We start from the raw sequence: 23,892 nt of genomic DNA on the forward strand, positions 1-23,892 counted from the left end.
TGCGGCGGACCCGGTTGCGGCGAATCCAAGGGGAGGTCAGTCCATGGCAGCAGGCGACGGAGCGTCAGAGCAGTCACGGCTGGCGGCCGAGCGCATCGCGCGGCTCAAGCGCCGGCTGGACCACCCCGAGCTCGCCGCCGAACCGTGGGGTGCCGGCACGGAGGGGGAGCGCCTCACCGCGAAGCGGCTGGGCGAACTGACCCCGCAGGGCTGGTTCCTGCTGCACGACGTTCACTGGCCCGGCCGGCCGCTGGCCAATCTTGACCACGTGCTGGTGGGGCCCGGAGGAGTTGTGGTGGTGGATGCCAAGACGTGGTCCGGCACCGTTGAGGTCCGGGACGGCGTCCTCAGGCAGAACGGCTATTCGCGCAACCCGGCAGTGGACGGCGCCCTGGGGCAGGCGGCAGCCGTGGCTGCGCTGCTCGACGCGCCCCACCGCCACCTGGTCCGCTCCATCATCTGCCTGGCCGGCCAGCCAGACTTCGCAGACGTGACGGGCTCCGGTGTCGCTGTGCTGGGCATCAACCACGTTGTTGCGCGGGTGGTGGCACTCCCGGCAGCACTTGACCCGCCGGCGGTGGTCGGCCTTTATTCCCGGCTGGGACAGCAACTGACCCAACCGCAGTCACCCGGAGCGCGAAACTACCCTCCTGTCCCCGCCCGTTCGAACGAGGGTGCGGTGTATCCGCCGCCGCTTCCCAGCCGGTATCACGGCTCAGCGGCCGGCAACGTCACAGGCGGTCCCGCCTCCCTGCACATGGGGAGATCTGCGCAGGACAGCGGGAGACAGCTGGCAGCCGGTTTGTGGACCCTGCTGCTCCTGGGGGTCTTGGTGTTCTCACTCTCGGTGCCGCTCTGGGCCCGCTAGTCGCCGCTGGCTGCGGATCAGCTTGAGGATTACGGGTCTATCACGGCCGCCCACCTCCGGACGGCGCGTTGGTAGGCTGGGTTTAGCCACCAAAAAGGGGAATTCCCATGACGAACCAGCCTGCCTCCGGTGATGAGGGGACGCCCGAGGGCTACCAGCCGCCGTCGTATATACCACCGCAGGGTTCACAGCCCGTGCCTCCCGGACCTTACGGCCAGCCGGAAGGCTATGGCCAGCCGCCGGCGTACGGACAGCAGCCCGGACCGTACGGCACCGCCTACGGGCAGCCCTCCTACTACGGCGCCCCGCCCGAGCCCAAGGGGCTCAGCATCGCGAGCCTGTGCTGCGGCATCGCAGTGTTCCTCGGGCTGGGTCTTTTTATCCTGCCGCAGATTGCTGCCGTGGTCCTGGGTCATCTGGCACTGCTCCGGGAACCTGCCGGCCGCGGGCTCGCCATTGCCGGCCTGGTCCTTGGCTACCTCGGCCTGGCGCTGACGGCTATTGTGCTCACGTTCGCGGTGGCGGCGATCTTCGCCGCCGCCAACGGCTACGGCTACTGAAAGGTACGGCTGGCTGCGGGACTCCACCGGGCCTTTCGACGGCGGGCGACGGCGGCTCATCGGCTCAGCGTACGCCGCCCATGAGCTTCCTGATGGCCGGCGAGGCTGCTGCGAGGCCGACGGCGAGCACCATGGCGGTGCCGCCGATACCGATGAAGTACGGCAGTTCGTCGTCCGGGTTGTACAGCCCGGACAGGATGCCGGCCAGTGTGGTGCCGAGGGAAACCGAGAGGAAGAACAGGGCCACCATCTGCGTGTGGAATGCCTGCGGGGCCAGTTTGGTGGTGACGGACAGCCCGATGGGGGAGAGGAAGAGCTCAGCCAGGGTGAAGAGCAGCAGGATGCCGACCAGGGCCAGGAGGGGTGTCTTGCCGCTGCCGGCCAGCGGGATGAACGCCAGGAAGGCGAGCCCCATCACGAACAGGCCGATGGAGAACTTCAGGGCCGAGCCCGGCTGCCTGTTGCCGAGGCGGGTCCACAGGGCTGCCATGATGCCCGCGAAGATGATGATGAACACCGGATTGATGGACTGCACCCAGGCGGCCGGCATTTCCCAGCCGAACACGTTCCGGTCCAGTTTCTCCTCCGAGTACACGGCAATGAACGTGAACTGCTGCTGGAAGAGCGCCCAGAATGCCGCGGAGGCGACGTACAGCGGGATAAAGGCCACCACGCGCTTGCGCTCGGTGCCCGTCACCTTCCTGCTGGAGAAGATCAGGCCGAAATACAGCAGGGACGCGCCGATGGCCGCGTAGGCCATGGACATGGCCAGGTTTTCCGCGTTGACCGCTCCGGTGGCCAGGAGCGCCGCCACCGCGGCGGCGATGCCCAGGAAGATCAACCCGAACCGGGTGCGTTGGTTTGCCGGGAGCGGGTTGGGCACGCGGTGCGCCTCGTCGGGAAGCTTCTTGCGCCCAAGCGCGTAGATGCCAAGCCCAAGGGCCATGCCGACGGCGGCGGCGCCAAAGCCCCAGTGGAACCCCTGGCTTTCCTGCAGCCAGCCGGTGACGAGCGGGCCGATCAGCGCGCCGGCGTTGATGCCCATATAGAAGATGGAGAAGCCGGCGTCGCGGCGTTCGTCCTTCTCCCCGTACAGGGTGCCCACCAGTGCGGTGGCGTTGGCTTTCAGGCCGCCGGAGCCGACTCCCACCAGCACCAGGCCGGCGATGAGTCCCGGGATGCCGGGCACCAGCGCCAGGGCAATGTGGCCGGCCATGATCAGGACGGCCGACCCGAACAGGACACGTTCCGAACCGAAGAGCCGGTCAGCGAGCCACGCGCCGAGGATGGTCGAGAGGTAGACACCGCCGCCGTACGCGCCCACCAGGCCGGCGGCCAGGCCCTGCTCGATTTCCAGGCCGCCCTGGGCGGCCGTGAAGTACATGTAGTAGAGGAGGATGCCCTGCATTCCGTAGAAGGAGAAGCGCTCCCACATTTCCACGGAGAAGAGGCTGGCCAGCATCTTTGGGTGGCCGAAAAATGACGTGTCGCCCGGCGTCGTGGCGGGGCGATCGGATAAATGAGTGGTGCTCATTTACTTAAGAGTGGCACTGCGGTGCGTGATTGTCACATTCCCGCAGGGAGGAATCAAGGCGGACTCGCTGGCCGGACGCTCCGGTTAGAACCCGATCTGCGCCGCCACTTGCAGCAGCAGCGCCTCGGATCCGATCGGCCCCACCAGCTGGATCCCCATGGGCAGGCCCGCGCCGGGCGAGCCTTCCGTCCAGTGCACGGGGATGCTGATGGCGGGCAGGCCGCACACATTGACCATGCTGGACCACGGCGCGAATTCGCATTGCTTCCGGTAGTCGCCGTCGGCGTCGCCGGCCCATTCCGAGGCGGGCCAGTAGCCGTCCCCGTGGGAGGCTCCCGTGAACCAGCCCACGGGACGCGGTGTCTGGGCCAGCGCCGGCGTCATCATGAGGTCCCACTGGGCGTACTGGGAGACTGTGTCGCGCTCGAACTGCCGCAGGAAGCCCAGTGCCTCGTTGAGTTTCGACGCACTCCTTTGCTGCGCGCGACGCCGGAACGTGCGCGTGAGCGGGGTCAGCAGCGCTTCGCGCTGCGGCGCAATCCGGGCGCTCCCGACGCCGGCCGTCCACGCCGTCGTGAACGCATCCGGGTAGCGGTTGTCATACCGGACGGCCGCTTCGGCGGTGGAATGTCCCGCGGCTTCGAGCAGGCGGACGCCTTCCTGGAGCGCGTCCATGGCCTCCTGGTCCGGCGTAAACGGAAAGATTGCCTGCCAGGGGCTGTCCAGGCTCACGCCGATCCGCAGCCGGCGCGGCGGCCGGGGCAGGGATGTGAGGTACTGGCCTGCGCCGGCTCCCTGCGCGGACACCAGGGCGTCAAGCATCAATGCGGCGTCCCCGGCCGACCGCGCCAGCGGGCCTGCCACTACCAGCCGGGCGGGGTCTCCGGTGCTTTCGCCGGCCGGGACGAGGCCGCGCCCCGGTTTCAGGCCCACCAGCCCGCAGGCCGCCGCGGGGATCCGGACGGAGCCGCCGCCGTCGGACCCGGGAGCGAACGGGACCAGGCCGGCCGCGACGGCTGCGGCGCTGCCGCCCGAGGAGCCGCCCGAGCTGCGGCTCAACGCATGCGGGTTCCGCGACGGCGGCGCGATCAGGTTTTCGCTGTAGGCAGTCAGTCCGAACTCCGGAACCTGTGTCTTGCCCAACGAGATGGCGCCGGCACCCTTCAATACCGCCGCCAGGGCGCCGTCCACGGTTGCCGGCTTGCGGTCCAAAGCTGCGCTGCCGTGGGTAGTCACCACGCCCGCCACGTCTGTCAGGTCCTTGAAGGCCACCGGCATGCCGTGCAGCCGCGGAAGCTCCGGTTGGTGGGAGTGCGGCGTGCGGGTGTACAGCGCATCGGCGGCGGCGGCATCGGCCAGAGCCTGTTCCGCAGTGACTGTGATGAAGGCGCCGAGGCCGGGATTGCGGGCCGTTATCCGGGCAAGGAAATGCTCCGTCACCTCCCGGGCGGAGAGCCGGCCCGAGTGGAGCGCATCGCGAAGCACCACTGCGGATAATTCGTGGATTTCAGCCAAGGAAACGGGCCTCCAGCCGCTCTTCGGCCGCGGCAGCGGCGTCACCTTCCCCCTGGCGGGTGACGCGGTACGCGGACTTGCCGCGCACTTCGGTGACCGCCTCCACAAGGTCCGTCCCGAAGTAGACCAGCCCCGCGCCGTCGTCCGTGCAGTGTGTTTCGCCCAGCGTGCCGTCTGCCACGAGCCGGTGCACCAGCGGGCGGCGCTGGTCCTCGGAGTCATAGTGCACGCCGTTCGCATAGGGCAGGAAGCCCAGGGCGTTCGTCACGGGACGCAGCTGCGGTCCGAACGAATCCGTGGTGCCGCCCTGGAACCAGCAGATGGACCCCGCCGAGACCCCGGCGAGGACCACTCCGCGTTCCCACACCTGCCGCAGGATTCCGTCGAGGCCGTGCGCGCGCCACACGGCCAGCAGGTTCACCACCGACCCGCCGTTGACCCACACCACGTCCTGCTCCAGGAGGTGCGCTTCCGGATCGTCGATGCTGGGCATGGTGAAAAGGTTGAGGTGGCTGAAATCGAAGCCCGCGATTCTCGCCGCCTGGTCCATCTCCGCGTTGAACCAGCGCTGGTCGCCCGCCGCAGTGCCGATATGCGTGACGCGCGGCGCCCGCCCCGTAACGCCGGAAAGTTCGACGGCGTGGTGCAGCAATGCGTCAAACTCCAGGCGTGAACGCGACCCGGCTTTGTATCCGCCGGATGTTGCCAGGATGGTTGGCTGTTGGGCTGTCATCAACGTTCCTCCCTTGCGGTCCCCTTGAAGCGTAACGTGCCCCGGATTCGGGATGGCCGACCCGGGCGGAGGCTACGCTGGAGGTAGACCTTCATTTTCCGGAGAGGACACCCATGAGCGACATCGAAACTGTGACCGTGACCGACGTTCCGGCCGACGCCAAGATCCTTGACGTGCGGGAGGACTACGAGTGGTCGGCCGGGCACGCCGAAGGCGCCTTGCACATTCCACTGGACCAGCTGCCGGCCCGGCTTGGCGAGCTGGATCCGGACGAGGACCTGTACGTCATCTGCCGCACCGGCGGCCGTTCCTTCCGCGCGGCCCAGTGGCTCGTGGGGCAGGGTTACACCGCCCTTAACGTTGCCGGCGGAATGGACCAATGGCTCGAATCGGGCCTGCCGCTCGTTTCGGACAACGGCCTCAAGCCCGTCATCCTCTAAACCGTGCCCCGTCCGCCCGCCGGGCCTTAGCCGCCCGCCGGGCCCTATCCGCCCGCCGGGCCCGATCCGCCCCCGGTGCCCTATCCGCCCCCGGGCGGCCTTGAAGTTATCTGAGAAGGACAGTCCATGCCCGCGTTGCCCGTCACCTACACCTTCCTTGGCCCGGAGGGCACGTTCACCGAGGCCGCGCTGATGCAGGTGCCGGGTGCCAGTGAGGCGGTCCGCATCCCCTCCTCCAACGTGAACACCGCACTGGACAAGGTACGGACCGGATCCGCCGATGCTGCCATGGTGCCCATCGAGAATTCCGTGGAGGGCGGGGTCACCGCCACGCTGGACGCCATCGCCTCCGGCCAGGAATTGAGGATCATCCGCGAAGCGCTGGTGCCGATCAGCTTCGTCCTGGTTGCCCGCCCCGGGGTGGAAATCCCGGATATCCGCCGGATCTCCACCCACGGCCACGCCTGGGCGCAGTGCCGGCTATGGGTGGAAGCCAACATGCCCGCTGTGGAATATATCCCGGCGTCCTCCACTGCGGCCGGCGCCATGGGGCTTCTGGACGAAGACGGCGCCCACTACGACGCCGCCATCTGCGCCCCGATCGTGGCCACCGAGCAGCCCGGACTGCACGTTCTGGCCGAGAACATCGGAGACAATCCCGGGGCAGTGACGCGCTTTGTGCTGGTCAGCCGGCCCGGTGCACTGCCGCACCGCACCGGTGCGGACAAGACCACCGTGGTGGTCCCGTTGCCGGAGGACCGGCCCGGCGCGCTGATGGAAATCCTGGACCAGTTCGCCACCCGGGGCGTGAACCTGAGCCGCATCGAATCACGCCCCACCGGGCAGTACCTTGGCCACTACTTCTTCAGCATCGACGCCGACGGCCACGTGGAGGACGCCCGCGTGTCCGATGCGCTGGCCGGGTTACACCGGATCAGTCCGGCCACGCGCTTCCTGGGCTCCTACCCGCGGGCCGACGCGCAGAGCCCGGAGGTGGCGCCGCACACCTCCGACGAAGCATTCCACGCCGCACATGAGTGGGTGGCAGGAATACTCAAAGGGGCATCGATCGAGCCTGTTCATGCCCCGCAGGGTTCGCCCACAGCTTAGGCAAATGCCCCTCCGGGTACTTCCCCGCCTGCACGGCAGTGCGTATGCTTGCCTGATCCATTGGGGAGACCTCTACCGGAAGGAGCGGGTCATGTCAGGATCCAGCAGCGACAACGACGGCCAGGGAATGATTGTCAATCCCAAGCCCACTGCGGATAACCAGGATTGGGACGGCGACGACGCCGACAGGGCGGATCGCCTGCGCTTCGAAGAGGAGCAAGCCATGATCCGCGAGCAGTCCGAAGCCCGCGCGGCGGCAAAAGCCGCAGCCGAGGCGGAGGAGAAAAAGGCCAGCGCCTGAGTCCGGCCTACTGCCTCGGGGAGGACACGTCCCCTGCGGGCGTTTCGCCGCCTTTGCTTTCCGGAACCCGAACCAGCAGCGAGCCCGGCTGCACCTGCACGGTGACGTCGGTAGCCTCTCCGGAGGGATCGCCGTCCACCTGCGTGGCCACCGGCTCGGCGCATTTGATGACGATCTTGCCGGAGCGGTAGTAGCTCATCACCGGCAGGTTCCGCTTGTGCTTGAACATGATCTTTGTGTACATCGCGATCCACCCGATGGCGCTGCGCGGGCTCATCACCACGACGTCCAGCATGCCGTCGTCGATCATCGCCTGCGGGATGAAGTCGATGCCGCCGGGAATGAGTCCGCAGTTGGCGAAGAGCACACTGCGGATTTTCCGGGACTGTTCCGGCTGGTCGTCCAGGGCGATGGAAACCTTTTTGCGCCGCCCGGGCAAGTGCCTGACGCCGGCCTCGGTGTAGGCGAGCCATCCCACGGCCTTTTTCAGACCGTCGTTGGTATCCCCGACGACTTCGGCATCCATGCCCATACCGGCGATGACCAGGAATGCGTGCTCTGACGAGGCGCCGGTCCGCGAGTTCCTGATGCCCATGCGGGCCGTGTCGATGTGCCGCTGGTGTCCGAAGAGTGCTGTCTGGATGCTGCCGTGGACATCGTTGACGTCCAGGTGGATGTTCCTGGCCAGCAGGTTTCCGGTACCCAGCGGGATCAGTCCCATGGGTACGTTCGTGTGGGCCAGCTTCTCAGCCACCACGCGTACGGTGCCGTCCCCGCCGCCCACCAGGACGACGTCGGCCCCGCTCGCGAGTGCTGCCTCAGCCTGCGAATATCCGGGATCCTCGGCCGTGGTTTCGAAAAAGACGGGGGCTTCCCAGCCGGCGGACAGGCAGGCGCGCTGGATCAGGGCGCGGGCTTCGTCCGACTTTGCCTTGACCGGGTTCATCACCACGGCCACCTTCTGTTGCACCATGCCCGGATGGTGCGTGTCCTCCTGGACGGCACTGCGGGTATGCAGTGCTTTCAGCCTCCGCACGCCCCACCAGCTGGACACCGCGAAAGCCAAGGCCGCAGCCAGGATGAGGTAGAGCAGCCAGTCGTTCATGGTGCTCCAACACTATCCCGCGGCGACTATCCCGCGGCGACGCGCAGCGCCACCGCGTCATGGCGGGCGCATTCGATACTCTTGTCTGGTGATCGACGTAAAAGACCTCAGCGAAAATCCGGACAAGTTCCGTGCCAGCCAGCGCGCCCGCGGCGCCGACGAGTCCGTGGTGGATGCGATCATCTCGGCAGACGCGGCACGGCGCGCGGCCTTGATCCGCTTCGAAAACCTCCGCGCCGAGCAGAACGCGTTCGGCAAGAAGGTGGCCCAGGCCAAGGGTGAGGAAAAGCAGGCCCTGCTGGCGGAGGTCAAGGTGCTGGCCGCATCGGTCAAGGCCGCATCGGCTGAGGCTGACGTCGCCCAGGCCCAGCAGGAGGAGCTCCTCCGTGCCATCCCCAACCTGATAGTTGACGGTGTTCCGGAAGGCGGCGAGGACGACTACGTTGTGGTCAAGACCGTCGGCGAACCCCGGGAGTTCCCGGATTTCGAGCCGAAGGACCACCTTGAAATCGGTGAGTTGATCGGTGCCATCGACATGGAGCGCGGCGCCAAGGTATCGGGTTCACGCTTCTACTTCCTCCGCGGCGTGGGCGCCCGGCTGGAGATGGCGCTCCTGCAGATGGCCATGGAGCAGGCCATCGATGCGGGCTTCGTCCCCATGATCACCCCCACGCTGGTCCGTCCGGAAACGATGCAGGGCACCGGATTCGACGTCAAGCACGACGCCGAGATCTACCGCCTCGCCGAAGACGACCTTTACCTGGTGGGCACCTCGGAAGTTGCCCTGGCCGGGTACCACGCGGACGAGATCCTGGACCTCTCCGCCGGTCCCATCCGCTATGCCGGCCAGAGTTCCTGCTACCGCCGCGAGGCCGGCTCGCACGGCAAGGACACCCGCGGAATCATCCGCGTCCACCAGTTCAACAAGGTGGAAATGTTCATCTACACCACGGTGGAAGAAGCCGCCGCCGAGCACGAGCGCCTGCTCGCGTGGGAAGAGGAGATGCTGGCCAAGTGCGAGCTCCCTTACCGCGTCATCGACACCGCCGCCGGCGACCTCGGCAACTCTGCTGCCCGCAAGTTCGACTGCGAGGCCTGGGTGCCCACGCAGGGCGCCTACCGCGAACTGACGTCCACCTCGAACTGCACCACGTTCCAGGCCCGCCGCCTGAACATCCGCGAACGGGTGCTGAACGAGGACGGCGCACCCAAGGGAACCCGCGCCGTCGCCACCCTGAACGGCACGCTGGCCACCACCCGCTGGATCGTGGCCATCCTGGAGCACCACCAGAACGAGGACGGCTCGGTGAACGTCCCCAGGGCGCTCCAGAAGTACCTCGGCGGCCTGGAAGTGCTGCCCGTCCTGTAGTTTTGCTGGTTCGCTGGGAAATCCCCGTCACGTGGTCGAATCCCCGGGTAACGCCGGATGGATTTGGCCACGCGGCGGGGATTTTTGCCCTCTGATCCCGGCTGCCGCGAGCTTACGCCTCAGTAGCCCGGCGTTGGTTGCGGTCTTCCAGTCCCAGCGAACAACCTTGTAACCGAGCGCCCGCAGCCGGTCCTCCCGTTTCTTCTCCGGCAAGGATGGCCTCGCGAGTGCTCATGTCGCCGAGGAGTGCGTCGTCGAGGTACTTTGCGTCGCCGTCGAACTCGCCAATAACGCGTTGTTCGGGCCAGAAGAAATCCGTGCGCCCGATGAAGCCTTCGTCATCGTAGAAGGGGTGCTGCAGGACCGGCGCCGGTAGCCCGAGGACGTGGATGAGCGCCCTGCTCCGGGATTCACCTACCGACTCTGATGCCTCATCGGCCAGGGCAAGTACTTCCACGACCCGGCGGCGTTTGGCCGCCGACGGGAGCTGGTCCGACCAGTCCAGCAAATCCTTCCGGGTGAGGCCCTCGCCGTTTGTGCGGCGGCTTCCCAGCACCGCGTCCACAACGGCCACAGCCTCCGGCAGCTCCATTCGGACGATGCAGTCAACAACCGTCTGGACGAGCGAAGTGACTGCCATGCCCCTGTGTTCCACGACGTCAGCCGCCCAATGATGCCGGGAGATTCCGTAGCCCCGCACCTGTTCCAGCCCGGTGAGGCCGGTCTTCGGATCCTTGGCAGCACAGGTGGTTGCCGGGAGCCTGCCAGCCTTTTGCGGTGACTGCGTGATGATGTGTATGTGCTCAGGCACCCGGGGGAGGGGCAACCGCCATAGGCGAAGAGCGGTGAGGTAGCAGAATGCGGCCGACGGATCACTGCACGCCACCGCCGCCACCGTAGCCGCGTAGCGTTGCCAGGCTTTAAGCGCGAGCCATGCCGGCTTGCTGCAGTAGACGCCGAACCTGACCCGCACCAACTCGCCGTTGCTGTACGCGCGGCTCAGGCTCCGGCTACTTCCAGTGAGGGCACGCCGGCGGCTGGCAAGGATGAGGGAGGCGGAAGCGGAATCCATGCTCCCATGCTGGGCTTGCCATCCCGGCGCATCCAGACGCGCCTGCATGGATGTGGATAAGTCACGGCAAATCCCTGCCGTCCGGTCGAATCCCCGTGTAACACCGGAAGGATTTGGCCACGCGGCGGGGATTTGCCCGCAATCCGGTCCAACCGGGTGACACGCCGGTAAACACCCACAATGTGGACAAGCTGTGGGTGTTTACCACAAGTTCACAATGGCTGTGGTGTGCGTCCTAGCGGCTTTCCGTGGACGTCTGCTGTACTAGGTGAATGACAACATTGACTGAAACCTCAGTCGCTGGCAACGATGACCAGCGAAACAACGGCAAGAACAACTCAACCAAGCTCATGGTGGCCCTGGACGTGGACGGCACGCTGGTCAACCACGACGGCCACATGTCGGCTTCCGTGCGTGAGGCGGCCCAAGCGGTGGTCGCTGCCGGCCACGAGGTCCTGATCGCCACCGGCCGGTCGCTGAACGCCACCCTGCCCATCATTGAGCAGATCGGGATCGAGACCGGCTACGCGGTGTGCTGCAACGGCGGCGTGACCCTCCGCCTGGATCCGGCCCACCCCGACGGCTACGAGGTCATCCGCAAGGCAACCTTTGATCCCGGCCCGGCGCTCCGTGCCCTCCGCAAGCGGCTTCCCATGGCCAAGTACGCGCTGGAGGACGAGGACGGCAACTTCCTGTCCACTGAACGCTTCCAGGACGCAAGCTTCGGCGTGGAAGCAATCGGCGTGGACTTCCAGACCATGCTCGATGCCACGGCAGTGCGCGTGGTGGTGTTCAGCTCCGAAAACACGTCCGAGGAGTTCAACGAAGCCATCAAGCACATTGGGCTGTCCGGCGTCACGTATTCCGTGGGATGGACTGCCTGGCTGGACATTGCAGCCGAGGGCGTTACGAAGGCCAGCGCCCTGGAGCACCTCCGCGGGCACCTGAGCATCGAGTCGCACCTCACGGTGGCGATCGGCGACGGCCGCAACGACATCGAGATGCTCACGTGGGCAGGCCGTGGCGTGGCCATGGGCCAGGCTCCCGGCGAAGTGATTGCCGCCGCGGACGAGGTCACCATGTCAGTTCACGACGACGGCGCCGCGCACGTTCTCCGCAGCCTCCTTTAGCGCACCTCGAGGATCAGCTGGAGGAGCCGTGCCGCCGCCGGGCGGGCGGCGTGTTCCTCGTTCCACTGTGCCCTTGCCGCAGCCTTGCTGACGGCCTGCGTGGTGATGCCAAGCGCCTGGGCAACGGCCTTCTGCTGGCCCCGCACTCCGGGAGTCAACAGGTCCAGCACACGCCACTCAGCGGTGCTGCGGTCGTGCACGATATGGCCGAGAAGCTTCAGGACGGCCTCCGCTTCGGCAGCAAGGTCGGCCAAGGGGCCGTCAACCGCAACGGGAACGCGTTCCTTCCCGTTCCGGGCCCGGTCCACCGCCCGGCGCGCATAGATGAGGCCGTGTCCGGTGGCATCCTTGACCTGGTTTGGCAACGGCTCATTCACGGGTCCCACGCCGATCCCCACAAACCAGCTGCCACAGCGGAGCGCGATCAGTGCTGCCTCCACGGCCTGATGCGGGAACTCAACAATGCCCTGGACCTCGTCCTCAACGGAGCGGTCGAAATCGAGGCGCGCGGGGATGTGCCGCAGGTCCTTGAGTAGCTGCGGCACCCGGTCACCGTCGCGCCGGCTGTCCGTTTGATTGATGGTCAGCGTGAACATTCTGGATCACAGACTACCCGGTGGCTAATCCAAAGACACCGCGGAATGGACGACGGCGGGCGGCAGCGCTTGGAATGCCGCTGCGGCTTCCGGGGCGCCAGTATTTCTCAGACCGTTCTGGATCATGCCCACAAGCTGGTCAGGGCTATTCCGGGTGGTGAAGGTGTAGAAACGGAGGGGCTTACCGGTGCCGTCCGAACCTGATGCGGGCTGCGCTGTGGCTGTTACCCGTGATTCCTTGGCGCGGAACACTACGGCAAATTGGCCCCGCACGCCTAGTGAAATCTTGTCCTCAGGGTTCAGCGTCCTCAGCAGCCGGTCCGCGTCCGTTCCTGCGGGAGCCACAACGGAGCGAAGCGTTCCGGCGTCGATGTCCTCCCAGAAGATTGCCCTTGCGGCGTGCTTCTGGCTGTAGCGGTAGAGAAGGCCGCGGTCGAAAACGAGGAGCCGCCGGAAGCTCAAGAGGAGCGTTAGCGACCAGAGGACCAAGCCGGTCAGAATGCTCGCCACAGCGTATAGCGGAAGGTTGGAGAATAGTCCGGGACCTCGGGAGGACGTCGGCTGGCCTGTGAACTCGGCTACGGCGGCGAAGACGAAGCCTGCGCCGATGAACCACGGCAGGAGCTTCCAGCTGATGTGCCATGACAGCTCCGTGTGCCGCAACAGGCCCAGTTCCTGCCCGTACTGTCGCTCAGCCCGGCGTGCCAGCCAGGTCCTTCCGGGTTCAGCCACGCGGGTTGCCGTTGTCGTAGAGGTTGGGCAGCTGATCGTGCTGTTCAGCGGCGGCCTGTTCAGCAGCAACAAGCTGGGGATCCCGTACCGGGGCCGCCCCGCGGGAGACGCCTGACCGGAGGTCGACGGCAGTGAACTTCGCCTCGAACGTATCCCCGCCTCCTCCACCGAGGGCGGAAGCGAAGGCCACCAGGTAATAGAGCGGTGCGAATGACCAGCAGACGGCGCGCCAGCCGCCCAGCCAGGCTCCCGACGTCGTGCCGTCCGCGATTCTGACAGAACGCATCCCGGCGGCCGCGTCGCCCAGGCTGCCGGTAGTCCCCATGATCATGCCGTAGGCAAAAAGCACCAGGAACCAGACCGCTGTGAGGGTGGCGAGGAACAGCCCGTTGCTGTCAAGAAGTGCAAGGGAGAGGGAGCCCAGCGCGAGGTTCTGAATCAGGGAGTTCAGAACCCCCATAAGGATGCCGGCAACAGCAAACACTACGGCGGCATCCAGCGCACGTCCCCAGAAATGGGACCAGCCGGCCTTGCGGACGTAGCGCTCACCCGTGCGTGTGTAGGCGAGCACGGGGCGTCCCGTGACAGCATCCAGCAGTCCCGTGCTGCTTTTTGGGGTGCGGCTCATACGTTGCGGACCAGCGAAGCGAGGGCCGCTTCAAGGGTGACCTTGGAAGCTTCCCGTAATTCGAGACGGACCGGGTCCCCGGCAACCCCGGGAGTTGCCGTGCGCGATACCTTTGGCGTCAGCAGGTGTACGCCTGAGGGACCGGTGTAAACGGTCACCGTGGGGAAATCGTCCAAGCCGTTGCTGAAGGCGACGACATTGCTGGCAGCGAGCGTGTCGGTGAGAGCGGTGGAGGCGTGGGCTTCGAACTCGGCTTCGGAATAGCTGGTCGGTTCCGAGTCCCGGGCAGCTGCCCCTTCGGGGTCGACGAATTCCGCCAGGCGGGCCGGCAAACGTTCGGGAGTGATGACGGTGAAGCCGTGCAGGCCGCCGTCGTCCACTTCCTCCAGCAGCACGCCTTCCACATGGACGTAGGCATAGAGCCAGCGTTTCCCGGTGGAGACCGTCCGTTCAATGGATACGACGCTGTCGCCACTGCGACGAAGGGTCAGCGCTCCGGTGATTTCCTCCACGGCGTGCAACCTGCTCGGCTCGCTCTCGCCTTGGAAAATCACCGGGTACACGAGTTCCTTGGCCAGGAGGCCACGCAAGGCAACGGCGCACAGGACTGCTTTTTCTGTGGGCTGGGCCGAGAGCCAGGGCAGGGCGACAACCTGGTCATGCTGGACGCCGTCGAGGGCGACAACTTCCTCGTCCGTCAGGGTGGGCAGGACGGCCCCGTCAGCTGTAGCCGATTCCAGGACTTTGGCCGCACACTGAACGTCGCGTTCCGTCCATTTCATGGTGTTTGTGGTCATCCGAATATTCCTCCGACAAATTTACCGACTGATTTGGCCGCGTCGCCGACCCCATCTGCCACCTTACTGCCTACATCTTGTGCGAAATCGGCCACTTCACCGGCACCGTCCGCGAGGTAGCTACCGGGATTCCGTGCGAAATTGCTGATGGAATCCCAGTTGTCTGCCACCAGGTTTCCAAGGGCCCACGCGCCGGCCACGATGCCTGCACCCACGATGATGGGGGCGCCGATCGGCCCCAGCAGTGCCGCACCACCCGCCGTCATGAGCATGATGCTTCCCACGCCGCCTACCACCGAGAGTCCGCCGGCCACCTGGTCGCCGGTGCCGCGCCAGCCCTCGTGCTGCGGATTCACGATGTCGCTGATGCCGCCCACAATGTTCAGGGGCGCGGCCAAGGCCCCGGCAACGCGGAGTCCCTTGGAGAACTTGGTGGCGTCTTGGAAGGCCTGGCTGTACGGAATGTTGGCCTTGAGGTCGGCGATCACGTCAGTGATCTTGCCGCCGTTCCGCAGGGAGTCGAGGGCCTCGTTGAGCACGGTTCCGCCGGCTCGCCAGTTGGTGAGGACTTCCCGTGTCTTGGCGAAGTCCTCCCAGCCGAGCGTTCCGAGCTTGTAGGCAGCCCAGAGGTTTGATCCGAGGTCCTTTGCCGCCATCCCGGTGTCGTATACGTCCTTGATGACGCCCAGGGAGCTTTCGCCGCCTTTGTGGCTGGCGAACTCCTGCTGCGCAGCTTGCGCCTTGAGTTCTTTGGCACTGGCCTGCAGCAGGCTGACAGCTTTCATCAGGGATTGCCGGTTCTGGCCGTTCCAGTCTGCAGTGAAGCGAACGGCATCCTGGCCTCGCCATGAGGTGTCTGCGTTGATGACCTTATTTAGTTGCAGGCTTTGCAGGTTGATGCTGTCCGCCACCTTGCTCATGGTGCCTGCAAGCGTCCGCAGCTGGGCAATGTCTGCCCCGTAAAATCCGGCCATCTGCAGTCCCCCCGAGTGGTGCTTCGCCCTTAAGTTTCCGACCCAGCCTAGACGTTCCCGCGGCCTGGCGCGATGGAGAGACCTGCCCATCGCCGTGAACTGCCCATCGAGAGTGTCCGGGGTTGTGTCAGCCGCGTGGAGATGTTGCGATGGGAGCTGTGCCACCGACAGATAGCCCTAGTGAAGCGAGGACTGCAGTGACCAGTGACGTGAGTGATGCCCTGCTTGGTAACTCCGAACTCGGGCTCGTGGACCGCTGGTGGCGGGCGGCCAACTACCTGTCCGTGGGCCAGATCTACCTCCGCTCCAACCCGCTGCTGCGGGAACCGCTGCGCGCTGAGCACACCAAATCCCGGCTCCTGGGCCACTGGGGGACCACCCCGGGCCTCAACTTCGTCTATGCCCACCTCAACCGGGCCATCCGACGGGACCGCCAGGAGATGCTGTTCATCGCCGGGCCCGGTCACGGAGGTCCCGCGGTGGTGGCCAACGCCTGGCTGGAGGGCACCTACTCGGAGATCTACAGCAATGTAGGCAATGACGAACCGGGGCTCGCCGAGCTCTTCCGGCAGTTCTCCTACCCCGGCGGCATCCCCAGCCACGCTGCTCCGGAGACCCCGGGTTCCATCAGCGAGGGCGGCGAACTCGGCTACTCCCTGGCCCACGCGTACGGGTCCGTCTTCGACAATCCCAAGCTGATCACCGCCGTCGTCATCGGTGACGGTGAGGCCGAAACCGGGCCGCTGGCGGCAAGTTGGCACTCGCACAACTTCCTGGACCCCGTGGCTGACGGTGCAGTGCTTCCCATCCTGCACCTGAACGGCTACAAGATCGCCAATCCCACAGTCCTGGCCCGGATGCCGGAAGCCCAGCTGGAACAGCTGCTCCGCGGCTACGGCCACAAGCCGCACTTTGTCACGGTCAACGACCCCGACGACGTCGAGGGGGCGCACCGCGACTTCGCCGCCGTCCTGGACGCGTGCCTCGCCGAAATTCGTACCATCCAGGCGGAGCGGCGCAACGACGGCGGCTCCGTTGACGGCGGCGGTGCTGACGCTAATGCCGCCCAGTGGCCCATGATTGTGCTGCGTTCACCCAAGGGCTGGACCGGCCCGAAGACCGTGGACGGCAAGCAGGTGGAGGGCACCTGGCGGAGCCACCAGGTGCCGCTGTCCGAGGTCCGCACCAACCCCGGGCACCTGGCCCAGCTGGGCGAGTGGCTTGAATCCTACCGGCCCGGCGAACTCTTCGACGAGGACGGCCGGCTCCGGCCCGACGTCGCGGAAAACGCGCCCGCGGGGGAACTGCGGATGAGCGACACACCCTACGCCAACGGCGGCGTCCTGCTGCGCGACCTCAAGCTGCCGGACTACCGCAAGCACGCCGTCGAGGTGCAGCAGCCGGGTGTGGAGCGGGTCAGCGCCATGATCACCCTGGGCTCCTGGATGCGGGACGTTATCTCGCAAAACCCGGAGACGTTCCGGCTTTTCGGCCCCGATGAGACGGCGTCCAACCGCCTGCAGGACGTCTACGACGTCACCGACAAGGTGTGGCAGTACCGGATCGACGACGTCGACGAGCACCTTGCGCGCGCCGGCCGCGTGATGGAGGTGCTCAGCGAGCACCTGTGCCAGGGCTGGCTGGAAGGCTATCTCCTGACCGGCCGGCATGGCGTATTCAGCTGCTACGAGGCCTTCATCCACATCGTGGATTCCATGTTCAACCAGCACGCAAAGTGGCTGAAGGTCCACCGGGAGCTCGCCTGGCGCCAGCCGGTGGCCTCGTTGAACTACGTGCTTTCCTCGCACGTCTGGCAGCAGGACCACAACGGTTTTTCGCACCAGGACCCGGGCTTCATCGACCACGCGGTCAACAAGAAGGCAGAGGTCATCCGGGTGTACCTCCCGCCGGACGCCAACACGCTGCTGTCCGTGATGGAGCACTGCCTGGCTTCCAAGGACTACGTCAACATCGTGGTCAGCGGCAAGCAGCCATCCCCCACCTGGCTGGGACCGGCCGACGCCGCGCACCACTGCCAGCGGGGACTGGGCATCTGGGAGTTTGCCGGATCGGAGGTCCCCGGCGAGGAGCCGGACGTCGTCCTGGCCTGCGCCGGGGACGTTCCCACGGTGGAAACGGTCGCGGCCGCCCAGCTGCTCAAGGAGGGCGCGCCCGGGCTGAAGATCCGAGTGGTCAATGTGGTGGATTTGATGCGGCTGCAGGACGCCAGCGAGCATCCCCACGGCCTCACCTCACGTGACTTCGACGGCATTTTCACCGCGGACAAGCCGATCATCTTCGCCTACCACGGCTACCCGTCCCTGATCCATCGTCTGGCGTACCGGCGGACCAACCAGGAAGGCCTGCACGTCCGCGGCTACAAGGAGGAGGGCACCACTACGACGGCGTTCGACATGGCCATGCTCAACGGAATCGACCGTTTCCAGCTGGCCATCGACGCCATTGACCGGGTTCCCGGACTGGCGGAGCGGCACTCCCTGCTGCGCCAGTCGTTGCAGGACCGTCGGATCAGGGCCCACAACCACACGCGCACCCACGGCGAAGACCAGGAGGAGATCCGCGACTGGACGCTGAACGGCGGGTAGCCCGAGGGCGGGGGTGCGGGCTACCCGCGCAGGCCGGCGAGCGGACCGGACGGCAGATGGATCCAGCCTTCGCTCAGGGCTGCGGCGGCATGGTCATCCGGCGGCGTCAAGGTCTGACCGAGGCTGACGGCCCGGGCAGTAAGGGAGGCGATGACGGCGTCGAACATGTCATCCGAGGCGGCCAGGACCTCCCGCCGTCCGGCCAGGTCCAGCCAGGGCGCGGCCATGGCGAGGCTGTCCAGGATGACGCCCAGCCGCTCCGACTCCGGGATGCCGCGCCCCTTGTAGCCGCGGGCGTGGATTCCCCAGAGCTTCAGCGAAGCCGCCGGATAGACCTCCGCCAGCCGGCCGGAGCCGTCCCTGGCCTGCGGTCCGTGGTCCCGTGCGATCTTGGCCTGGATGACCGCACAGCGCATGGCCGGGTGGGCCAGCCGGTCAGCGGAGACGCTGAGCGGGATCAGCCCCGTCTCGCGCGTGACGAACCGGTCGGTGTCCCGGTAGGCCAGGAGCCGCCGGCCCTCGATCCCGTCGTGGTCCAGCACCGGATGCGCGTCGAAATTCAGGTGCCCGGCAAGGAAAGGAAGGAAGGCGTCCGGCCAGCCCACCGGGCAGTCAATGCCCGTCATGTCACAGCTGCCGAACAGCTCCACGATCTCCTCGTCGGTGACGTCCAGGCCGAGATGCACCAGCCGCGCACCGCCGCCCGCCCACTCGATCACGGCCGCCGCGGTCTTCCTGGTGGCTGCGGCGAGGTCCACGCCCAGGGTTCTCACGGTCAGACCGCTCGGTAACGGAGTGTGCCGGGAAGCTCTCCCTGGCTACCCAGGCCTTCCCCGGAGGCGAACTTGGCCCAGATGGCTCGGAGGGCGCGGCCCTGGGCGTTAATCTCGTCCCAGGTGGCGCCCGCAACGAGTCCGGCCGCCGCCCACGTCCGTTCGTCGCCGAACAGCAGCGGCAAGTCAACCGTATGGGCCGCGCCGAAGAAGTTGCCGGGCGCCGCCCAGGTCAGCACGTAGCTGTAGGCTTTTCCTCCCGCCCGGGCGTGCCGCCGGGCGAACTTCCTGGCGGCCCGGCCGTACACGGCTTCGGTCACAGCCCGGCTGACGGCGTTGACGACGGCGGTTCCGATCACCGGAATTTTGGCCAGGCGGCCGGCGACGGGGTTTCCCGGCAGGAACATGCGTGCCTCGTCGGCGGTGTGGCCGATCAGGACCTCGATCCCGGGGGCGGTGGCGTTCCAGGCGGCATCAATGTCATGTTCCGGCGGCAGGGGTGCGTGCCCGTACTGCGTGCCGAACGGCATTGCTGCCTTCAGCCCGAATTTCCTGGCCACCTGGGAAACATGCCCTTCGATGGCCACCACGTCCATCGCCGGGGTGTCTTCGGTGACATGTTCAGCCGCTACGCCCATGGCGGCGCTCATCGTTTGACGGCCCCGGGTGATGCCCAGGGGCGCGCTTTGAATGATGGCGCGCTGGAACAGCGCGGGTGCCTCCGGCGTCGCCATCAGGTGGGCCACGGCGTCGCCGCCGGCTGACTGGCCAAAAGCGGTCACGCGTTCCGGATCGCCGCCGAAGGCGCCGATATTGCGCTGCACCCAGCGGAACGCTTCCAGTTGGTCCAGCAGGCCGAGGTTTGCCGGCCGGCCCGTTCCGGTTGCAAGATAGCCAAACAGGCCCAGGCGGTAGGTGACGGACACAACGATGATCCGGTTCTCGGCCACCAGGGTCCGGGGGTCGAAAATGGCCAGGTCTCCGGAGCCGGACGTGTAGGAACCGCCATGGAGCCACACCATCACAGGGACGCGCTCGCCGTCGGTGAGGCCGGCCGGAATGGTGATGGAGAGTCGCTGGCAGTCCTCGCTGCCGGGCAGTTCACCGTAACGGGTCCCCAGGATGTCATCCAGGAACGGGACAGGACCCTGCGGACATGCGGGAGCGGGGGAGGTGGCTGCAAAGGCCTCCGTCCAGGCGGGTGCACTTGCCGGCGGCTGGAAACGGCCCGCCGTCGCGTACGGGATTCCGGTGGCGCGCAGCACGTCACCGTCCCGCCAGCCGGTGACCGGGCCGCAGGGCGGGTCAAAATAGGGGGGATTCAAAGACTCGGAACTCACGAGGCAACGATTTCACAGATTCACTGCGGTGGGGCAACAGAAAATCCCCGCCTCCCGGACCTTTCCCCTTCGCATGATGCGGGGATTTGTCCGGGGGACGGGGATTTGCGGGGCAGGACGCACTAACGCGACCTGCCGGTGGAAATTAGTGGCCGGCTGCCGGAACGTAGCGCTTGATGGAGGCTTCCAGCTCGGCTTCGGCGGCGGCGCGGTCGCCCCAGCCTTCGGCCTTGACCCACTTGCCCGGTTCCAGGTCCTTGTAACGGGTGAAGAAGTGCTCGATTTCCTTGATCAGGTATTCGCTGACGTCGCTGACCTCTTTGATGTGGTCGAAGCGGGCATCGGTGGGAACGCAGAGGACCTTGGCGTCCCCGCCGCCGTCGTCCGTCATGTTGAAGACGCCGATGGGGCGGGCTTCAACGATGACGCCCGGGTGCAGATCGAAGTCCTGCAGGAGCACCAGTGCGTCCAGCGGGTCGCCGTCTTCGCCGAGGGTGTTCTCGAAGAAACCGTAGTGGGTGGGGTACTGCATGGAAGTGAACAGAACGCGGTCCAGGCGGACGCGGCCGGTCTCGTGATCGACTTCGTACTTGACGCGTGATCCCTTGGGAATCTCGATGGTCACGTCATGCTTCATGGAATGCTCCTCGACTTCAGGGTGTTCGCGGCACACAAAAAGACCAGCAAAAGGAGTATCGGTGCCGCCGACTACTATTGAGGATATAGCGATAGGCCCAGGTTTCATGAACTAGTGGGGACATTTCAGGACTATAAGGACCAACAGCAGCATGAAACGCATGATGAGCCGCGCGGCCAGCCGTCCCTGGATTGCGATCATCAGGCGGCAGCTGCCGATGGTCCTGCTGAGCATCCTGGTTGTGGCCCTGGCTGTCCCCGCGGCCATGCTGGTCGTCCCTGCCCTCACCGGCCAAGGCTCCGACTCCAAAACCACGGGGACCGCTGTTCCGGCCTGGCAGCAGGTCCCGCGGGACCTTTCCCTTCCGCAGGGCATTTCACCGCTCAAGGACTCGGCGCCTGTCCCCTGGCCGGACACCCTCACCGCGCAGCTCAACGCCACACTCCAGGCCGACGGCGGCGGGTCGTTTACCGGCGTGGTGCAGGACGCCGCCACCGGCCAGGTGCTGTTTGACCGCGACGGCTCGCAAGCCCGGGTGCCTGCCTCCAACATGAAGCTCCTTACTGCCGCCGCCGCTGTCCGCGCCATCGGACCGGACCAGCGCTTCAGCACCAGGGTGGTGGCCGGCGCCGAGGCGGGGTCCGTGCTCCTGGTCGGCGGTGGCGACGTCCTGCTTGGCGCCGGCGAGTCATCCGGCGACACCGTCATGGGCCACGCCGGACTGGCCACGCTGGCCCGGCTCACGGTCCAGTCCCTGCAGCAAAACGGCGTTAAGGGCCCGGTGCAGGTGCGGCTGGATGATTCCTTGTTCACCGGACCCGCACTGAACCCCACCTGGAACCTGGAGGATGTGGCCGCCGGCGAGACCGCGCCTTTGTTCCCGCTGGCCCTCAACTCCGCCCGCTACGATCCCGCCGTCATCACCGGACCGCGTCCGCAGGATGCCGCCATGAACGCGGCCGAGGCGTTCACCGCGCAGCTCACGGCCGCAGGCGCCGCCACCGGGCTGTCGGTGACGCCCGGCGTCGTGCGCGCCATTGCGCCGGAGATGCAAAAGCAGGAGGCGCAAAAGCAGGAGGTACAGGAACCGTCCGACGGCACCGTGGGCGAGGCCACCGAGGGCGACGCCGGCGCGCCCGCTGCGCTGAACCCGGGCACGCTGCTGGCCGAAGTGCAGTCCGCCACACTCCGCCAGCAGGTTGACCTGATGCTGCAGACCTCGGACAACTATCTGGCCGAGGTGCTGGGCCGGATGGCGGCCGTTGCCGCAGGGCAGCCCGGCAGTAACGACGGCGCCACCGCCGCCGTGTTCAAACAGGTGCAGGACCTGGGGATCCCCACCGAGGGCCTGCGCGTGGCGGACGTCTCCGGCCTGTCCCTGGGCAACCAGGTGTCGGCGGGCCAGCTGTCGGAGGTTGTCAGGGCCATCACGTCCGGCGCCGAACCCAGCCTGCGTGCTGCCATCGGCGGTTTTCCGGTGGCCGGCCTTACCGGAACGCTGGGCAGCAGGTACACCGACCCGTCCACGGAGCGCGGTGCGGGGCTGGTTCGGGCCAAAACCGGAACCCTGAACTCCGTGATTGCCCTCAGCGGCTATGTTGTGGATGCAGACGGCCGCCTGCTGGTGTTCTCCTTCATTGGGAACGGACTGCAGCCGGGCGCGGCAGGGAACAGGACGGCGATAGACCGCACGGCGTCGGCCCTGGCCTCCTGCGGCTGCCGCTAGCCGGCGCCCTCGGTGGTGGGGACTTCTGTACCAACTGTGGCCCCGGACATTTGTGTTCTTCTGTTCCGGCCCTGTGCCCGGCCTGTGCATTGCAGGGGCGCCGTGCCCGTTCGCCGGTCAGCGAACTTAAGGCGGAACCGCGGGGTGCTGTGATCTGATGGACGCTATGGAGTCAACTGCAGGCGATTCATCAGCACAGGCCCAGGCACTTATCAACTGGGAGCTCGCAGCGTCAACCGCCGCGCGCCTGGCTCCTGCGGGTCCTTCGCTGGGGTCCGCCGAAATCGGGGCGGCCGTGGAGAACCTGCGCCTCATGGCCGACATTTCCGTGCCGCACGTCCACGACATCACCGGCCTGGAGGCGGCACGCGACCTCCGGGATTCCTCCGTGCTGGTGGTGGACCGGGCCTCCTGGGCCAAGGCCAACACCCAAAGCTTTGCCGTCATGCTCAAACCCGCCATGGAAAAGATGCTGGAAGGCCGCCGCGGAAGCATGAGCCCCGGTGCCGCGTCCGTCAGCGGGGCCATCACCGGCAGCCAGCTCGGCGCCGTGCTCGCGTTCCTGTCCAGCAAGGTCCTGGGCCAGTACGACCCCTTCTCCGCGCTCGCCGAAGACTCCACCGCGCCCTCCGGCGGGCGGCTCCTCCTCGTCGCGCCGAACATCGTCCAGGTGGAGCGCGAACTCAACGTCGCGCCCGAGGACTTCCGGCTGTGGGTCTGCCTGCACGAACAGACCCACCGGGTGCAGTTCGCGGCCGCCCCCTGGCTGCGCCACCACATGCTCAGCGAAATCGACAACCTCAGCGAACACCTGCTGGGCAACGTCGACACGCTCCTCGAGCGTGCCTCGGCTGCGGCCCGTTCGCTCAAGGACCGCGCCGCCGCCGGAACCGCCCCGGGCCGCGGCGCTATCCTGGACCTGCTCCAGGATCCGGAGGAAAAGGCCTCGCTCTCGCACCTGACCGCTGTGATGAGCCTGCTGGAGGGCCACGCCAACGTGGTGATGGACGCCGTGGACGCCAGCATCGTTCCGTCCGTCAAGACCATCCGGCAACGATTCAACGCCCGCGGCAAGGACCGGGGGGTGGTGGAGAAGTTCATCCGCAACCTGCTGGGCCTTGACGCCAAGATGCGCCAGTACACGGACGGTGCCAAGTTCGTCCGTGCCGTGGTGGATGTTGCAGGCATGGAGGGTTTCAACCGCGTGTGGGAATCGGCGGGGAACCTGCCCACCGAGGCGGAAATCCATGACGCCAAGCTCTGGCTCGAACGGATGGGCCTCTAGTTGTCCCAGCACCTCAGCGGACGACGGCGGCCCGGCCGGCTGTCGCCCGTCGTCGGCAAGG

Annotated in this window: 23 protein-coding genes; 10 read left to right on the plus strand and 13 right to left on the minus strand. The window is 66.7% G+C overall.

What is annotated here, in order from left to right; translation table 11 throughout:
• The first annotated feature begins 43 nt into the window (after positions 1-43).
• On the plus strand, positions 44-868 hold the full coding sequence (locus Q8Z05_RS08720; RefSeq protein WP_305943074.1) for an NERD domain-containing protein: 825 nt from the start codon (positions 44-46) through the stop codon (positions 866-868).
• Between the two features lie 107 nt (positions 869-975).
• A complete protein-coding gene (locus Q8Z05_RS08725; RefSeq protein WP_305943075.1) occupies positions 976-1,428 on the plus strand; it encodes a DUF4190 domain-containing protein in 453 nt (150 codons plus the stop codon).
• A 64-nt stretch (positions 1,429-1,492) separates the two neighbouring features.
• Here the strand turns inward: Q8Z05_RS08725 and Q8Z05_RS08730 are convergent, their stop codons facing one another.
• The 3 genes from Q8Z05_RS08730 to Q8Z05_RS08740 all read right to left on the minus strand — a co-directional run bounded on the left by Q8Z05_RS08730 (position 1,493) and on the right by Q8Z05_RS08740 (position 5,210).
• Entirely contained in the window at positions 1,493-2,962 is a 1,470-nt protein-coding gene (locus Q8Z05_RS08730; protein ID WP_305943076.1) for a peptide MFS transporter, read from the minus strand.
• Positions 2,963-3,046: 84 nt separating this feature from the next.
• Positions 3,047-4,477, minus strand: a complete 1,431-nt coding sequence (locus tag Q8Z05_RS08735; protein ID WP_305943077.1) for an amidase — start codon at positions 4,475-4,477, stop codon at positions 3,047-3,049.
• Positions 4,470-5,210, minus strand: a complete 741-nt coding sequence (locus Q8Z05_RS08740; protein ID WP_305943078.1) for a peptidase E — start codon at positions 5,208-5,210, stop codon at positions 4,470-4,472. Before Q8Z05_RS08740 ends, Q8Z05_RS08735 begins: the two co-directional genes overlap by 8 nt.
• Before the next feature lie 113 nt (positions 5,211-5,323).
• Here Q8Z05_RS08740 and Q8Z05_RS08745 point away from each other — a divergent pair, with 113 nt between their 5' ends.
• The 3 genes from Q8Z05_RS08745 (at position 5,324) to Q8Z05_RS08755 (ending at position 7,061) form a co-directional block, all read left to right on the plus strand.
• Entirely contained in the window at positions 5,324-5,650 is a 327-nt protein-coding gene (locus Q8Z05_RS08745; RefSeq protein WP_305943079.1) for a rhodanese-like domain-containing protein, read from the plus strand.
• Positions 5,651-5,776: 126 nt separating this feature from the next.
• Positions 5,777-6,760 carry a prephenate dehydratase gene (gene pheA, locus Q8Z05_RS08750; RefSeq protein WP_305943080.1) on the plus strand — a complete coding sequence of 328 codons (984 nt, stop codon included), beginning with the start codon at positions 5,777-5,779 and terminating at the stop codon, positions 6,758-6,760.
• 91 nt (positions 6,761-6,851) lie between these two features.
• Positions 6,852-7,061 carry a hypothetical protein gene (locus Q8Z05_RS08755; RefSeq protein WP_043429215.1) on the plus strand — a complete coding sequence of 70 codons (210 nt, stop codon included), beginning with the start codon at positions 6,852-6,854 and terminating at the stop codon, positions 7,059-7,061.
• 7 nt (positions 7,062-7,068) lie between these two features.
• Here the strand turns inward: Q8Z05_RS08755 and Q8Z05_RS08760 are convergent, their stop codons facing one another.
• Entirely contained in the window at positions 7,069-8,166 is a 1,098-nt protein-coding gene (locus Q8Z05_RS08760) for a diacylglycerol/lipid kinase family protein (protein ID WP_305943081.1), read from the minus strand.
• Between the two features lie 88 nt (positions 8,167-8,254).
• Between Q8Z05_RS08760 and serS the strand changes: the two genes are divergently transcribed.
• Positions 8,255-9,535, plus strand: a complete 1,281-nt coding sequence (serS, locus tag Q8Z05_RS08765; protein ID WP_305943082.1) for a serine--tRNA ligase — start codon at positions 8,255-8,257, stop codon at positions 9,533-9,535.
• 112 nt (positions 9,536-9,647) lie between these two features.
• Here the strand turns inward: serS and Q8Z05_RS08770 are convergent, their stop codons facing one another.
• Positions 9,648-10,607 (minus strand): type IV toxin-antitoxin system AbiEi family antitoxin domain-containing protein, encoded by a 960-nt coding sequence (locus tag Q8Z05_RS08770; RefSeq protein WP_305943083.1) that lies wholly within the window; start codon positions 10,605-10,607, stop codon positions 9,648-9,650.
• 272 nt (positions 10,608-10,879) lie between these two features.
• On the opposite strand from Q8Z05_RS08770, the gene Q8Z05_RS08775 reads away from it, so the two are divergent.
• Positions 10,880-11,737: an HAD family hydrolase gene (locus tag Q8Z05_RS08775; protein ID WP_305943084.1), complete on the plus strand. Its 858-nt coding sequence runs from the start codon at positions 10,880-10,882 to the stop codon at positions 11,735-11,737.
• Here the strand turns inward: Q8Z05_RS08775 and Q8Z05_RS08780 are convergent.
• The 5 genes from Q8Z05_RS08780 to Q8Z05_RS08800 are packed head-to-tail and all read right to left on the minus strand — an operon-like array spanning position 11,734 to position 15,464.
• Positions 11,734-12,333 carry a hypothetical protein gene (locus tag Q8Z05_RS08780; RefSeq protein ID WP_305943085.1) on the minus strand — a complete coding sequence of 200 codons (600 nt, stop codon included), beginning with the start codon at positions 12,331-12,333 and terminating at the stop codon, positions 11,734-11,736. The two genes, Q8Z05_RS08775 and Q8Z05_RS08780, sit on opposite strands and share 4 nt — an antisense overlap.
• Before the next feature lie 24 nt (positions 12,334-12,357).
• Positions 12,358-13,065 carry a hypothetical protein gene (locus Q8Z05_RS08785; RefSeq protein ID WP_305943086.1) on the minus strand — a complete coding sequence of 236 codons (708 nt, stop codon included), beginning with the start codon at positions 13,063-13,065 and terminating at the stop codon, positions 12,358-12,360.
• On the minus strand, positions 13,058-13,693 hold the full coding sequence (locus tag Q8Z05_RS08790) for a hypothetical protein (protein ID WP_305943087.1): 636 nt from the start codon (positions 13,691-13,693) through the stop codon (positions 13,058-13,060). The genes Q8Z05_RS08785 and Q8Z05_RS08790 overlap by 8 nt, the downstream gene beginning before the upstream one ends.
• On the minus strand, positions 13,690-14,490 hold the full coding sequence (locus Q8Z05_RS08795) for a hypothetical protein (protein ID WP_305943088.1): 801 nt from the start codon (positions 14,488-14,490) through the stop codon (positions 13,690-13,692). Before Q8Z05_RS08795 ends, Q8Z05_RS08790 begins: the two co-directional genes overlap by 4 nt.
• Complete coding sequence (locus Q8Z05_RS08800) at positions 14,487-15,464, minus strand: hypothetical protein (RefSeq protein ID WP_305943089.1); 978 nt, start codon at positions 15,462-15,464, stop codon at positions 14,487-14,489. Before Q8Z05_RS08800 ends, Q8Z05_RS08795 begins: the two co-directional genes overlap by 4 nt.
• Before the next feature lie 149 nt (positions 15,465-15,613).
• Between Q8Z05_RS08800 and Q8Z05_RS08805 the strand changes: the two genes are divergently transcribed.
• Positions 15,614-18,070 (plus strand): phosphoketolase family protein, encoded by a 2,457-nt coding sequence (locus Q8Z05_RS08805; RefSeq protein WP_371745948.1) that lies wholly within the window; start codon positions 15,614-15,616, stop codon positions 18,068-18,070.
• 20 nt (positions 18,071-18,090) lie between these two features.
• Here the strand turns inward: Q8Z05_RS08805 and Q8Z05_RS08810 are convergent, their stop codons facing one another.
• From Q8Z05_RS08810 to Q8Z05_RS08820, 3 genes are all read right to left on the minus strand, one after another.
• Positions 18,091-18,843: a DUF429 domain-containing protein gene (locus Q8Z05_RS08810; RefSeq protein ID WP_305943091.1), complete on the minus strand. Its 753-nt coding sequence runs from the start codon at positions 18,841-18,843 to the stop codon at positions 18,091-18,093.
• A 2-nt stretch (positions 18,844-18,845) separates the two neighbouring features.
• Positions 18,846-20,183 (minus strand): carboxylesterase family protein, encoded by a 1,338-nt coding sequence (locus Q8Z05_RS08815; RefSeq protein WP_305943092.1) that lies wholly within the window; start codon positions 20,181-20,183, stop codon positions 18,846-18,848.
• A 145-nt stretch (positions 20,184-20,328) separates the two neighbouring features.
• The gene (locus Q8Z05_RS08820) at positions 20,329-20,820 is read right to left on the minus strand and encodes an inorganic diphosphatase (protein ID WP_055801965.1); all 492 of its coding nucleotides are present in this window, start codon (positions 20,818-20,820) and stop codon (positions 20,329-20,331) included.
• 151 nt (positions 20,821-20,971) lie between these two features.
• On the opposite strand from Q8Z05_RS08820, the gene dacB reads away from it, so the two are divergent.
• Both dacB and Q8Z05_RS08830 read left to right on the plus strand, forming a co-directional pair.
• Positions 20,972-22,546: a D-alanyl-D-alanine carboxypeptidase/D-alanyl-D-alanine endopeptidase gene (gene dacB / locus Q8Z05_RS08825; RefSeq protein ID WP_371745949.1), complete on the plus strand. Its 1,575-nt coding sequence runs from the start codon at positions 20,972-20,974 to the stop codon at positions 22,544-22,546.
• Between the two features lie 166 nt (positions 22,547-22,712).
• On the plus strand, positions 22,713-23,831 hold the full coding sequence (locus Q8Z05_RS08830; protein ID WP_305943093.1) for a zinc-dependent metalloprotease: 1,119 nt from the start codon (positions 22,713-22,715) through the stop codon (positions 23,829-23,831).
• Positions 23,832-23,892 lie beyond the last annotated feature (61 nt).

Origin of the sequence: Arthrobacter oryzae (genome assembly GCF_030718995.1) — a bacterium.
In the GTDB taxonomy this organism is placed as follows: Bacteria; Actinomycetota; Actinomycetes; order Actinomycetales; family Micrococcaceae; genus Arthrobacter; species Arthrobacter oryzae_C.

Excerpts from the sequence above, each read along its gene's own strand:
- Q8Z05_RS08720 (WP_305943074.1), top strand. The coding sequence starts at position 44 with ATGGCAGCAGGCGACGGAGCGTCAGAGCAGTCACGGCTGGCGGCCGAG.
- Q8Z05_RS08725 (WP_305943075.1), top strand. The coding sequence starts at position 976 with ATGACGAACCAGCCTGCCTCCGGTGATGAGGGGACGCCCGAGGGCTAC.
- Q8Z05_RS08730 (WP_305943076.1), bottom strand. The coding sequence starts at position 2,962 with ATGAGCACCACTCATTTATCCGATCGCCCCGCCACGACGCCGGGCGAC.
- Q8Z05_RS08740 (WP_305943078.1), bottom strand. The coding sequence starts at position 5,210 with ATGACAGCCCAACAGCCAACCATCCTGGCAACATCCGGCGGATACAAA.
- Q8Z05_RS08745 (WP_305943079.1), top strand. The coding sequence starts at position 5,324 with ATGAGCGACATCGAAACTGTGACCGTGACCGACGTTCCGGCCGACGCC.
- pheA (WP_305943080.1), top strand. The coding sequence starts at position 5,777 with ATGCCCGCGTTGCCCGTCACCTACACCTTCCTTGGCCCGGAGGGCACG.
- Q8Z05_RS08755 (WP_043429215.1), top strand. The coding sequence starts at position 6,852 with ATGTCAGGATCCAGCAGCGACAACGACGGCCAGGGAATGATTGTCAAT.
- Q8Z05_RS08760 (WP_305943081.1), bottom strand. The coding sequence starts at position 8,166 with ATGAACGACTGGCTGCTCTACCTCATCCTGGCTGCGGCCTTGGCTTTC.
- Q8Z05_RS08770 (WP_305943083.1), bottom strand. The coding sequence starts at position 10,607 with ATGGATTCCGCTTCCGCCTCCCTCATCCTTGCCAGCCGCCGGCGTGCC.
- Q8Z05_RS08775 (WP_305943084.1), top strand. The coding sequence starts at position 10,880 with ATGACAACATTGACTGAAACCTCAGTCGCTGGCAACGATGACCAGCGA.
- Q8Z05_RS08780 (WP_305943085.1), bottom strand. The coding sequence starts at position 12,333 with ATGTTCACGCTGACCATCAATCAAACGGACAGCCGGCGCGACGGTGAC.
- Q8Z05_RS08790 (WP_305943087.1), bottom strand. The coding sequence starts at position 13,693 with ATGAGCCGCACCCCAAAAAGCAGCACGGGACTGCTGGATGCTGTCACG.
- Q8Z05_RS08795 (WP_305943088.1), bottom strand. The coding sequence starts at position 14,490 with ATGACCACAAACACCATGAAATGGACGGAACGCGACGTTCAGTGTGCG.
- Q8Z05_RS08800 (WP_305943089.1), bottom strand. The coding sequence starts at position 15,464 with ATGGCCGGATTTTACGGGGCAGACATTGCCCAGCTGCGGACGCTTGCA.
- Q8Z05_RS08805 (WP_371745948.1), top strand. The coding sequence starts at position 15,614 with ATGGGAGCTGTGCCACCGACAGATAGCCCTAGTGAAGCGAGGACTGCA.
- Q8Z05_RS08820 (WP_055801965.1), bottom strand. The coding sequence starts at position 20,820 with ATGAAGCATGACGTGACCATCGAGATTCCCAAGGGATCACGCGTCAAG.
- dacB (WP_371745949.1), top strand. The coding sequence starts at position 20,972 with ATGAAACGCATGATGAGCCGCGCGGCCAGCCGTCCCTGGATTGCGATC.
- Q8Z05_RS08830 (WP_305943093.1), top strand. The coding sequence starts at position 22,713 with ATGGAGTCAACTGCAGGCGATTCATCAGCACAGGCCCAGGCACTTATC.